Below are 12,047 nucleotides of genomic sequence, written 5' to 3'. Positions count from 1 at the left end.
GTGAAATACTCAGTAGATACCTATTGATATCTCTGGAGTATTTATGGAGCTGCGGCACCTGCGGTACTTCCGCGCAGTCGGCGAGGAACTGCATTTCGGGCGTGCCGCCGAGCGGCTGCACATGGCCCAGCCGCCGCTGTCGCAGCAGATCCGCCAACTCGAACGCGAACTCGGGTGCACGCTGCTCACACGCACCACCCGCAGCGTCGAGCTGACCCCGGCCGGACACACCTACCTGCGCCGGGCGGTCGAGATCCTCGACGCCGTCGACGCGGCGAACACCGAGGCCCAGCGGATCGCTTCGGGAATTCAGGGCCGGATCACGATCGGCTGCGTCGGATCGGCCACCTACTCGCTGCTGCCGCAACTCGTGCGGGCGCTCGGCGAATCCCTGCCCGGGATCGAGGTGACCGTGCGCGGTGAGATGCTCGCGCCCGCACAGATCGAGGCCCTGCTGTCCGGTGGTATCGACCTGGCGCTGCTGCGGCCGCCCGTGCGCCAGGAGGCCGTGCTGACCCACACCGTGCGCCGCGACGGCCTGGTGGTCGCGCTGCCCGCCGACCACGCGCTGGCCATCCGGGACGCCGTCACGGTGGCCGACCTGCGCGACGAGGACTTCGTGGTGCACACCGGTCACGGACGGTCGGTCATGAGCAACCTCGTGGCCACCGTGTGCGCCGACGCCGGGTTTCTGCCCCGGATCCGGCAGGAGGTCTCGGAGACCTCGACGCTGGTGACCCTGGTGGCGGCCGGGCTGGGTGTCGCGATCGTGCCCGATCCGACGACGGCGCTCGACATCGCCGGGGTGCGCTACGTCCCGCTGCGGCCCACCGATCTGGGCGTAGACCTGGTCGCCGCCCACACGGGAGACTCGCCGCTGATCACCAACGTCCTGCGGGTGCTGCGCACCCTGACCGAGGGCCCGAAGTCGCCGACGCAGGCGCACCCGGGCACTTAGTGTGGTGCGCATGGCACAGGCACCGTTGTCCGGCAAGACCATGTTCATCTCGGGCGCGAGCCGCGGTATCGGGCTGGCGATCGCCAAGCGGGCCGCCGCCGACGGCGCCAACATCGCGCTGATCGCCAAGACCGCCGAACCGCACCCCAAGCTTGAAGGCACCATCTACACCGCCGCCGAAGAGATCGAGGACGCCGGCGGCCAGGCCCTGCCCATCGTGGGCGACGTGCGTGACGGCGACTCGGTGGCCGCGGCGGTGACCAAGGCCGTCGAACAGTTCGGTGGCATCGACATCTGCGTCAACAACGCATCGGCGATCAATCTCGGCTCCATCGAGGAGGTGCCGCTCAAGCGGTTCGATCTGATGAACGGTATCCAGATCCGCGGTACCTACGCGGTGTCGCAGGCCTGTATCCCGCACATGAAAGGCCGCGAGAATCCGCACATCCTGACCTTGTCCCCGCCGATCCGGTTGGAGTCCGAATGGCTCACACCGACCGCGTACATGATGGCCAAGTTCGGGATGACCTTGTGCGCGTTGGGGATCGCCGAAGAGATGCGTGAACACGGCATCGCCTCCAACACGCTGTGGCCACGCACGCTGGTCGCCACCGCGGCCGTGCAGAACCTTCTGGGCGGCGACGAGGCGATGGCCCGCGCCCGCAAACCGCAGGTGTACGCCGACGCCGCCTATGCGGTGTTCACCAAACCGGCCCGCGAGTTCACCGGCAACACGCTGCTGTGCGAGGACGTGCTGCTGGATTCCGGCGTGACCGACCTGTCGGTCTATGACTGCGTGCCCGGCGGCGAACTGGGCGTCGACCTGTGGGTCGACACGCCCAACCCACCCGGCTACACGGGCCCGTAACCCACTGCACCTGGAGCACATTCGGCCATACTCGATGTCGTGCCCCAACCCAAGCCCACGAACTGGGCGGCCGGCCGATACCAAGCCGTCGCCGAACGCATCGCCCCCATCGCCGGAGAGGTCGTCGTCGCGGCAGGCCGCGTCGGTCCACAACGGGGGCCACTGACCGGCGCCGACATCGTGGACCTGGCCTGTGGGACCGGCAGCGCGGCCCTGGCGGCTGCGGCCGCGGGCGCGGACGTGACGGGCGTGGACATCACGCCCGAACTGATCGACATCGCGAAGACCCGGCCCGGCGGCGATCAGGTCACGTGGGTCGCCGCCGACGCCACACGCACCGGACTGCCCGACGGTGGGTTCGACGCGGTGGTGTCCAACATGGGCATCATCTTCGTCGAACCGACAGGCCTGGTGGCCGAGGTCACCCGGTTGCTGCGCCCGGGTGGCGTCTTCGCCTTCTCGTCGTGGGTGCGCGACGACCGCGATGGTGCCGAGAACCCGTTCTTCGCACCGATCGTGGAGGTTCTCGGTCCGCCACCTGCGGCTGCCTTCACCCCGGACCAATGGGGCGACCGCGACGTCGTCGCGCAACGCCTGGCTGCCCATTTCGACGACATCACCGTCGAAACATCGGACCTCACCTGGAATTTCGCCTCACTGGCCGCCGCGATGGAATTCCTCGAGTTCGAGTCGCCGGCGCACGTCAGCCTGTTCCAGAGTCTCGACACACCTGTGCGGGACCGCCTGCGCTCGGTCTTCGAGGCCGCACTGCGCAGGCACGTCGACACCACCGGCACCGTGGCGTTCGCGAGTCCCTACCTGGTGACCACAGCCCTTCGCCGCTGAACGCGGATCACTGTGCCTGATAGAGGATTCCGCGGGCGATCGCGTCGCGCACCTCGGGCAGTGCGGCCTCGGCTAGTGCGTTGGCGTCGACTCCGTGATGGGCCGCGAGCAGGTCGATGAGCATACCGAGGGGTACCTCGCCGCGGCAGCCCGCCAGCAGCGCCCGCATCACGTCGTCGACGCCGATCACCGCACCCGGACCGCCGGGACGCCGGACCGCGGCCCCGACCTGCTGCCACCCGTCGGGCCCGGGCAGGAACTGTTCTTCCAGGAACACCGGCGCGGTGGACAATCTCGCGGCCAGTAGTTGTTCGTCGGAGGTTTCGCGCAGGTAGGCCCGCCGCGCGAAGAACGCCTCGACCTCGGTTCCCGTCACGAGTTCGTCTGCGCCGGTGATCTCTTCGAAGATCTGCTCGGGCGGTTCGCCGCCGGCGGGTGCGCGCAGCAGGATCAGGCCCATGCCGATGCCGGCGATGTCCTGTTCGGTGAACCACTCCAGCCATTCCCCGCCACGACTTGCGGCCTGCTGCGGTGTCTCACCGGCGTCGGCGAGCCACAACGAGATGTAGCTAATCGGATCCGCCAGCTCACGCTGCACCACCCAGGCGTGCAGACCGGTGCCCGCCAGCCACCCTGCGACCCGGTCGCGCCAGTCGGTGTCGCGCTTCACGATCCAGTTGGCCATGATGTGCGCCGTGCCGCCCGGGTTCAGGTGGTCGCCGACCTGTTCGATCAGCTTCTGGCACACGGTGTCTCCGGCCATACCCGAGTCGCGGTAGATGTAGTCGCGGGCGCCGGAGCCGACGACGAACGGCGGGTTGGACACGATCAGGTCGAACCGCTCCCCCGCCACGGGTTCGAACAGGCTGCCGTGGCGCAGATCCCACGACATCGCGTTGAGCCGGGCCGTCGCGGCCGCCAGCGCCAGCGCCCGCGGATTGGTGTCGGTGGCGACGATGTGATCCGAGTGTGCGTCGAGGTGCAGGGCCTGGATACCGCAGCCGGTCCCGAGGTCGAGCACACGGTCGGCCGGTGTGCGCATGACGGCGCGCGCGAGCGACACCGAGGCGCCGCCGATGCCCAGGACGTGGTCGTGACGCAGCGGTCCGCTGCGCAGCACCGCGTCCTGATCGGAGACGACGAAGAAGTCGTGCGTGCCGTCGCTGTGGGGGCGGATGTCGAGCGCCGCACGCACCGCGCCGCCCTCGGTCACGTCGAGCACTCCGTTGGCCACCATTGCGTCGACCCCGGCTGTGGGGAACGCGGCCTCGACCGCGTCGCGCGGTTCCTCGGTACCGAGCAGGAACAGGCGCACCAGGGCCGCGAGGCCCTGCCGCTGCGGCGGCGAGTTGCGCGTGGCGTGCAAGGCCGGCCACCAGACCCCACGCAGCAGCGCGGCGTCGGCGTGCTCCCCGAGCAGTTCGGCGACGCCGTCGACCGTGTAGCCGGCCGCCCTGAAGTCGGCGCCGATCGCATCGATGACCGCGCCGTCGATCTCGCCGCTCAAAACAGCCCAGCCTGTTCGGCCTCGGGCTCGGCGGGCTCGATCAGTTCCGGGCCGTTGTTGCGGATGCTGTTGACCAGCCTCGACACCTCACGCACCCCGATGCGGTCGAGGTCGCCGTGACCACGCAGCAGCCCCTCGTCGACCGGGGCGTCGGGGTCCAGCCAGCGGTCCCAGTCGTCCCGGCTGATGCTCAGCGGCATGCGGTCGTGGATCTCGGCGAGCGGTCCGGCCGCGTCGGTGGTGATGATGGTGCAACTCACCAACGGTGCGTGATCCTTGGGTGCCCCCGGCGGGCGCCACGTCGTCCACAGGCCCGCCATGAACAGCGGCTCACCGTCGACGCCGTACATGAAGAACGGCGTCTTGGAGGCCTTCTTGCCGTCCGCAGCCGGATTCGGGCGCCACTCATACCAGCCGTCCATCGGGATCAGACACCGCCTGCTCTTGGCCGAACTGCGGAACGCGGGCGAGGTGGTCACCTTCTCGGCACGCGCATTGATCAACAGCGGCCCCTTGTTCTCGGGGCTGCCGTCCTCGGTGGCCTTGACCCACGGCGGGATCAGCCCCCACCGCATCGAACGCAGCCGCCGCGTGGACTCGTCCTCCGGTTCGGTGTGGCGTTTGACCACGCTGGTGATGGTCGTTGTCGGCGCGACGTTGTAATTGGCGCCTGCCACATCCTTGTCCCCGGAGCCGGCGGCTGCGGTCTCGTCGATCGCCTGGATCTTCTGGGCCAGCAGCGCCGGATCGGTGGTGACCGCGAAACGTCCACACATGAGACCCATGGTTGCAGAGTCGGGCGACAAGGGTCGACAAGGCAGGATGAGGCAGGATATAGCCGTGAGTGCACGCGCGGACGAGGAGCAGAAACCACACTGGGCGGCCCCGTCGACGACGGCCCCGGTCGACGCGACGGTGACGGTGCCCGGATCGAAATCGCTGACCAACCGCGCCCTGATCCTCGCGGCGCTGGCCACCCCGCAGGGCACCTCCACGATCAGCGGCGCGCTGCGCAGCCGCGACACCGACCTCATGATCGAGGCGATCCGCACCCTGGGCGTCACGGTCGACATCTCCGCCGACGACCCCACCGAGCTGACCGTTCACGGCAGCATCGAGCCCGCGACCGACGCCACGGTGGACTGCGGCCTGGCCGGCACCGTGCTGCGATTCGTCCCTCCGGTCGCCGCGCTGAGCCGGTCGTCGGTCACGTTCGACGGCGACGAACAGGCCAGGTCACGGCCCATCGCTCCACTGCTCGACGGGCTGCGCCGGCTCGGGGTGAGCCTCGACGGCGACGCGTTGCCGTTCACGGTGCGCGGCACGGGCACGGTCTCCGGCGGCACCGTCGAGATCGACGCCTCGGGCTCGTCGCAGTTCGTCTCTGGGCTGCTGCTGTCCGGTGCGGGCTTCCAGAACGGGCTGACGATCGTGCACACCGGAGTTTCCGTGCCGTCCGCGCCGCACGTGGCGATGACCGTGGCGATGCTGCGCGACGCGGGCGTCGAGGTCGACGATTCGGTGGCCAACCGCTGGCACGTGCATCCCGGCCCGGTCGCGGCACGCTCGTGGAACATCGAACCCGACCTGTCCAACTCGACGCCGTTCCTGGCCGCCGCGCTGGTCACCGGTGGCACGGTCCGGATCGCGGGCTGGCCCACCGTGAGCATCCAGCCCGCCGGCACCATCCTGGAGTTGCTGGCCACGGTCGGTGGCACGGTACGCGAAGCCGACGGGAACCTGGAGGTGACCGGGGCTCGCGAGTACGGCGGGTTCGAGGCCGATCTGCACGACGTGGGTGAGCTCGCGCCGACCGTCGCCGCGCTCGCGGCGCTGGCAGAGGAGGGGTCGACGTCGCAGTTGCGGGGCATCGCGCACCTGCGCGGGCACGAGACCGACCGGCTGGCCGCGCTGACGACCGAGATCAACGGCCTCGGCGGTGACTGCCGCGAGACCGACGACGGACTGCTGATCACTGCCCGTCCGTTGCACGGCGGCACGTGGCGGTCCTACGCCGATCACCGGATGGCCACGGCCGGCGCCATCATCGGCCTGCGCGTGCCCGGGGTTGCTGTCGAGAACATCGAGACCACGGCCAAGACCCTGCCCGACTTCCCGTCGATGTGGGCCGCCATGCTGGCGGGCGCGGCAGGGAGGAACCAGCAGCGTTGAGTGCGCGGCGCTCCCTGAACTACGACGAGTCCGACGTCCGGATCCGGCCGGGTCGGGGCAGCCGCCCGCGCACCAAGAACCGGCCCGATCATGCCGATGCACAGTCCGCGATGGTCGTCACGGTCGACCGCGGCCGCTGGGGCTGTGCGCTCGACCGCGACCCGGATCGGGTGGTGACCGCCATGCGCGCCCGCGAGCTGGGCCGCACGCCCATCGTGGTGGGTGACGACGTCGACGTGGTCGGCGACGTGTCGGGCCGCCCGGACACGCTGGCCCGCATCGTGCGTCGCGGTGAACGCCGAACGGTGTTGCGCCGCACCGCCGATGACACCGACCCGACCGAGCGGGTGGTGGTCGCCAACGCCGATCAGCTGTTGATCGTGGTGGCGCTGGCCGATCCCCCGCCGCGCACCGGTTTCGTCGAACGCGCCCTGATCGCGGCGTACGCGGGTGGCCTCAAACCTGTTCTGTGCCTGACCAAATCCGATCTCGCGGCACCGGAAGCGTTCGCCGCGCAGTTCGCCGACCTCGATCTCACGATCGTGACCGCGGGACGCGACGACCCTATCGAACCGGTCAGACCGCTGCTGACGGGACAGGTCACGGTTTTCCTCGGGCACTCCGGGGTCGGCAAGTCCACACTCGTGAATCGCCTGATCCCCGAAGCGGACAGGGCCACCGGCGAGGTGTCGGGTGTCGGCAAGGGCAAGCACACCTCGACGCAGTCGGTGGCGCTGCCGCTCGACGGCGACGGCTGGGTGATCGACACACCGGGCATCCGGTCGTTCGGCCTGGCGCACATCGAACCCGATGACGTCATCCTGGCGTTCTCCGATCTCGCGGACACCATCGAGGACTGCCCGCGCGGATGCGGGCACATGGGCCCGCCTGCCGATCCGGAGTGCGCGCTCGATGCCCTCACCGGGCCGGCCGCCGATCGCGCCGCGGCCGCGCGCAGGCTCCTCGCGGTGCTGAAGGACACCCGCAGGGCCATGAACATCTGAGCCTGGACGCCTCAACACAGAACACTGGAAAGTGCCTGTGCATCAGGTGAAGACGCTTGCTGCTTAGCTCCACTAAGCGTTGAATCGCGGGCATGGAGTCCACACACGAAACCTGGGATCTGGCGACCAGCGTCGGAGCCACCGCAACCATGGTGGCCGCCGGCCGCGCCCGCGCCACCACCACCGGGCTGATCGACGACCGGTTCGCAGAACCTCTCGTACGCGCGGTCGGCATCGACTTCATGACGCGGTGGGCCACCGGTGACCTCGCGGCGGCAGACGTCGACATCCCCGGTGCCACATGGGGCATGCAGCAGATGACGGATCTGCTGGCGGCGCGGACGCGTTACTTCGACGCGTTCTTCGGCGACGCGGCCGCGGCAGGTGTGCGACAGGCGGTCATCCTGGCCTCGGGACTCGACGCCCGCGGTTACCGACTCGACTGGCCGGCCGGCACCGTGCTGTTCGAGATCGACATGCCCGACGTGCTGGAGTTCAAGGGGCGTGCGCTCACCGATCTGCGTGCCGAACCGACCGCCGAGGTCCGCATGGTTGCGGTGGATCTGCGCGACGACTGGCCGGCGGCGTTGCGCGCAAAGGGGTTCGACCCGACCCGGCCCACCGCGTGGAGCGCTGAGGGGCTACTGCCGTTCCTTCCGCCCGAAGCGCAGGACCGGTTGCTCGACGCCATCACGTCGCTCAGTGCGTCCGGCAGCCGCCTGGCCGCCGAAGTGGCCCTCTTGGGCAGTGATTCCGAGGACGGGGCTCTCGGAGCAGACGGCGCACGGGATCTCGAACCGCTTCTCGCGCGGTGGCGTGAACACGGATTCGACCTGGATCTGGGTGATCTCGGGAACTCGGGTCCGCGCAACGACGTCGACGACTACCTCGAAGCGAGGGGCTGGACGTCGACCCGGACCCCACTGGCCGCGCTGCTCGACGCCGCCGGGCTCGAGGTGCCGCGCCCGGCCGACGGACGGAAGTCGTTGAGCGACAACTACTACAGCACCGCCATCAAGGGCTGACGGCGAAACCGGCCGATCAGGACTTGCCCTTGGCCTTCGCCTGGTCGGCCTGCGCCTGCTGTTTCTGTTGCGCGGCTTCCTCTTTCGCCTGCTGGATCGCGGCGCGGCCTTCGGGGCTCGCCGCCGAGTTCCCCGGCGTCTTCGCGCTGGCGACGGCCGCGCTGCAGTTGAGGTTCAGCAGCACCGTGTCGGTGACGGGCTGGAAGTCGTCACCCTTGATCCACGGCGCCTGTTCGGAACTGGTCACCACACAGTCGTCGTCGTCGAGCGAATCACCTGACCGTGTGGCGATCACGCCCTTCTCGCCGGCGTCGGAGAGTGCCGACTCCGCGTCCGAGTACTTCTGGCCCGCGTAGTCGTCGGCGGCGGCCACGCCTGTGGCGAGCGTTCCGACGGGGAGCGCCGCGGCCGCGCTGAGGAGGGCCACGCCCAGGATCTTCCTCATCATGTCCTCCAACGGATCGATGTCAGAGCCACAGATTAGAAACGGCGGCTGCCAGCGTCCTGGGAAAACGGCGCGGGTTTTCTTGGAACCCTCCTGGCCGGGGAATGATCCCGGCGGTGCCGCGACAGCAGAACACCGAGGGTGTGTCCGATACCGGACACACCCTCGGTGGTGATGCTGGAGAACCAGGCGTACCTAGGCGGCGCGCTTGGCCCGGCTCGACCGGCGCCAGCCCCGCACGGTCTCGATCGCGGTCTTCAGACCCCGACGACGACCCGTCGCGGGATCGGTGACACCGAATCCGTCGAGCTCGGCGAACATCCGCTCGCTGCGCGTCTCGGGCGCGTTGTCGGCGGTGTCCTTCAGGAACTTGTCCGGCAGCGAGAGTTTCGCGATCGTGCGCCACGTCTTGCCGTACTGCACCAGGAATGATCCCGTGGTGTAGGGCAGGTCGTACTTGTCGCACAGTGCGCGCACGCGGATCGAGATCTCGTGCAACCGGTTGCTGGGCAGATCCGGGTACAGGTGGTGCTCGATCTGGTGGCACAGGTTGCCGCTCATGAAGCGCAGCAGCCAGCCACCCTCGAAGTTGGCGCTGCCGAGCATCTGACGCAGGTACCACTGGCCACGGCTCTCGCCGATCATGTCCGTCTTGGTGAATTTCTCTGCACCATCAGGGAAATGGCCGCAGAAGATCACCGCGTTGGACCAGATGTTGCGGATGATGTTGGCAACCGCGTTGGCCTTGGCGGTCGACTTGAACGTCGCGCCGGGCGACAGCGAGGTGATCGCGGGCCACGCGACGTAATCCTTGAACACCTGCCCGCCGGCCTTGGTGCCGAACTCGCGCAGGCGTACCAGGGTGGCGTTGCGGTCGTCGCGACCCTTGAAGATCTTGCCGACCTCCAAGTGCTGCAGGCCGACACCCCACTCGAAGAAGATGCAGAGCATGGTGTTGTACACCAGGTTCAGCAGGTTGTGCGGCTTCCACTTCTGGTCGCGCGTGACCCGCAGCAGACCGTAGCCCACATCGTCATCCATGCCGAGGATGTTCGTGTACTTGTGGTGCATGAAGTTGTGAGTGAACCGCCAGTGCTTGGAGGCGCCACTCATGTCCCATTCCCAGGACGAGGAGTGGATCTCGGGATCGTTCATCCAATCCCACTGCCCGTGCATGACGTTGTGGCCGATCTCCATGTTCTCGATGATCTTGGCCACGCCCAGGGTCGCCGTGCCTGCCCACCACGCCGAGCGGCGCTTGCTCGCGGTCAGCATCAGTCGACCCGCAAGGTCCAGCGACCGTTGGACCGCGATCGTGCGGCGGATGTAGCGCGCGTCGCGTTCGCCGCGCGAATCCTCAATATCCTGACGGATCGCGTCCAGCTCGATACCCAGGTTCTCGATATCGGCTTCGGTCAGATGCGCGAACGCCGGGACGTCGGTAACAGCCATTGGCAACCCTCCTTTCGTCTACCTACGCTACCGTAACCTACGGCTTCGTAGGTTACCAAGCAGTAAAGTCTAAACATCGAGCACACAGTCGCCCGATGCCGCGGAAACACACGTCTGGATCCGGCTTCCGGCGTCGTGTTCGACGCCCGTCCGAAGGTCACGCACATGACCGTCGACCAGACCCACCACACAGGACTGGCAGATGCCCATGCGGCAACCGAACGGCATCCGGATACCCACCTCTTCGCCGGCCTCCATCAACGATTTCGCGGCGTCGGCGTGCACCGTCTTGCCGGTGCGCTCGAACGTCACGTTGCCACCCGTGCCGTGCGGTGCGGCGCGTTTGACCGCGAACCGCTCCAGGTGCAGGTTCTCGCCCACACCGGCGGCCTTCCACACGCGCTCGGCATCAGCAAGCATGCCCTCGGGACCGCACGCCCAAACCTGACGCTCACGCCAGTCGGGAACCTCGTCGGCAATGCGCTCGAGATCGAGCCTGCCCTCGGTGCGTGTGCTGCGGATCCGCAGCCGGTACCCCGGGTGCGTGCCCTGCAGGGCCGTCAGCTCCGATCCGAACAACACGTCGGATTCGGTTGGCGCGGAATGCAAGTGGACGATGTCGGTGATCTGATCGCGGCGGACCAGCGTGCGCAGCATCGACATCACCGGCGTGATCCCGGAACCTGCGGTGAGGAAGAGCACCGACGCCGGCGCCGGATCGGGCATCACGAAGTTGCCCTGCGGGGCCGCCAGGCGCACGACGGTGCCCGGTTCCAGCCCGCCCACCAGGTGCGTCGACAGGAAGCCCTCGGGCATCGCCTTCACGGTGATCGTGATGGTGCGCGCCCTGCCCTTCGGATGCGCGGTGACCGGGCTTGAGGTCAGTGAGTACGAGCGCCACCGCCAGCGTCCGTCGAGGAAGACACCGATGCCGATGTACTGGCCGGGTTGATAGTCGAACGAGAAGCCCCAACCGGGCTTGATCACCAATGTTGCCGAGTCTTCGGTTTCCCGACGCACCTCCAGGACGCGCCCCCGGAGTTCCCGCGCCGACCACAGGGGGTTGGCGAGCTGCAGGTAGTCATCGGGGAGCAGCGGGGTGGTGATCCGCGCCGCGAGCCTGCGCAGCGCGTGCCATCCGGGCCGCTCGTCGGCGCCCGCCACGGTGGGACGAACCGTATCGGCAACATTGGCCGAGATCTTGATGTGATTCTTGGCCACGCAACCTACGGTACCGTAACTTACGGTGTCGTAGCCAGCCCTGGCGCGATATCAGAGCAGTTCAAGAAGGAACGGGAGCTCCTGCGACGCGTACCACGCGAGGTCGTGGTCCTGTGCGTCGCCGACCGTCAGTTCAGCATCCTCGTCCCCCAGATCCGCCTCGTCGATGACGTCCACGGCAGCCCGCACGGCCGGTTCGGCGTCGGCGTTGTCCACGTAGACCGCGATCACCGAGTCGATCGGCACCGGCCCGGGCAACCGAACCACGGCGTCGTCGAGATCCGGGCGCGGTTGCGCGCCGGGCACATCGGCCACGACCACCGCGCGGCGAGGCGGGAGATCCGACTCGCCGCCGGTGGCCAGCAACCGCATTGACGCCAGGGCCGCGTCGCGCAACGCGACCTCGGCGAGTTCGTCGTCATCGCCCTCGGCATACGCCTCGCGAAGGGTCGGCGTGACGGCGAACGCCGTGCCGTTGGTGACGAGGAGCGACCGGTCAGTGACGAGGCGCTGCAGTGCGGCCAGCGTCGTCGGGATGTATACGCGCAC

12 protein-coding genes are annotated in these 12,047 nt (G+C 68.4%); 6 read left to right on the top strand and 6 right to left on the bottom strand.

What is annotated here, in order from left to right; all coding sequences use genetic code 11:
- The first annotated feature begins 43 nt into the window (after positions 1-43).
- From AT701_RS09675 to AT701_RS09665, 3 genes are read left to right on the top strand one after another with little or no spacing between them, the layout of a single operon-like run.
- Positions 44-958, top strand: coding sequence for a LysR substrate-binding domain-containing protein (locus AT701_RS09675; RefSeq protein ID WP_058125727.1), 915 nt, complete (start codon positions 44-46; stop codon positions 956-958).
- A gap of 10 nt (positions 959-968) precedes the next feature.
- Positions 969-1,826, top strand: coding sequence for an SDR family oxidoreductase (locus tag AT701_RS09670; protein ID WP_162267863.1), 858 nt, complete (start codon positions 969-971; stop codon positions 1,824-1,826).
- Between the two features lie 39 nt (positions 1,827-1,865).
- The gene (locus tag AT701_RS09665) at positions 1,866-2,672 is read left to right on the top strand and encodes a class I SAM-dependent methyltransferase (protein ID WP_058125726.1); all 807 of its coding nucleotides are present in this window, start codon (positions 1,866-1,868) and stop codon (positions 2,670-2,672) included.
- 7 nt (positions 2,673-2,679) lie between these two features.
- Here AT701_RS09665 and AT701_RS09660 read toward each other — a convergent pair whose 3' ends face one another.
- Entirely contained in the window at positions 2,680-4,179 is a 1,500-nt protein-coding gene (locus tag AT701_RS09660) for a DUF7782 domain-containing protein (RefSeq protein WP_058125725.1), read from the bottom strand.
- On the bottom strand, positions 4,176-4,955 hold the full coding sequence (locus AT701_RS09655) for an SOS response-associated peptidase (protein ID WP_197668919.1): 780 nt from the start codon (positions 4,953-4,955) through the stop codon (positions 4,176-4,178). Before AT701_RS09655 ends, AT701_RS09660 begins: the two co-directional genes overlap by 4 nt.
- A 46-nt stretch (positions 4,956-5,001) precedes the next feature.
- On the opposite strand from AT701_RS09655, the gene aroA reads away from it, so the two are divergent.
- The 3 genes from aroA (at position 5,002) to AT701_RS09640 (ending at position 8,380) form a co-directional block, all read left to right on the top strand.
- Positions 5,002-6,351: a 3-phosphoshikimate 1-carboxyvinyltransferase gene (aroA, locus tag AT701_RS09650; protein WP_058125723.1), complete on the top strand. Its 1,350-nt coding sequence runs from the start codon at positions 5,002-5,004 to the stop codon at positions 6,349-6,351.
- Positions 6,348-7,355 (top strand): ribosome small subunit-dependent GTPase A, encoded by a 1,008-nt coding sequence (gene rsgA / locus AT701_RS09645; RefSeq protein ID WP_036454384.1) that lies wholly within the window; start codon positions 6,348-6,350, stop codon positions 7,353-7,355. Before aroA ends, rsgA begins: the two co-directional genes overlap by 4 nt.
- Before the next feature lie 92 nt (positions 7,356-7,447).
- The gene (locus AT701_RS09640; RefSeq protein ID WP_011727981.1) at positions 7,448-8,380 is read left to right on the top strand and encodes a class I SAM-dependent methyltransferase; all 933 of its coding nucleotides are present in this window, start codon (positions 7,448-7,450) and stop codon (positions 8,378-8,380) included.
- A 16-nt stretch (positions 8,381-8,396) separates the two neighbouring features.
- Here the strand turns inward: AT701_RS09640 and AT701_RS09635 are convergent, their stop codons facing one another.
- From AT701_RS09635 to AT701_RS09620, 4 genes are all read right to left on the bottom strand, one after another.
- The gene (locus tag AT701_RS09635) at positions 8,397-8,825 is read right to left on the bottom strand and encodes a hypothetical protein (protein ID WP_003893268.1); all 429 of its coding nucleotides are present in this window, start codon (positions 8,823-8,825) and stop codon (positions 8,397-8,399) included.
- A gap of 195 nt (positions 8,826-9,020) precedes the next feature.
- On the bottom strand, positions 9,021-10,277 hold the full coding sequence (locus tag AT701_RS09630; protein WP_003893267.1) for a fatty acid desaturase family protein: 1,257 nt from the start codon (positions 10,275-10,277) through the stop codon (positions 9,021-9,023).
- Between the two features lie 69 nt (positions 10,278-10,346).
- Positions 10,347-11,498, bottom strand: coding sequence for a ferredoxin reductase (locus AT701_RS09625; protein WP_011727980.1), 1,152 nt, complete (start codon positions 11,496-11,498; stop codon positions 10,347-10,349).
- 51 nt (positions 11,499-11,549) lie between these two features.
- Positions 11,550-12,047: a DUF6912 family protein gene (locus tag AT701_RS09620; protein WP_038557689.1), complete on the bottom strand. Its 498-nt coding sequence runs from the start codon at positions 12,045-12,047 to the stop codon at positions 11,550-11,552.

Source organism: Mycolicibacterium smegmatis (assembly GCF_001457595.1).
Lineage (GTDB): Bacteria > Actinomycetota > Actinomycetes > Mycobacteriales > Mycobacteriaceae > Mycobacterium > Mycobacterium smegmatis.
Note: the sequence above shows the minus strand (reverse complement) of the source record. Positions and strands in the feature narration are given on the sequence as shown.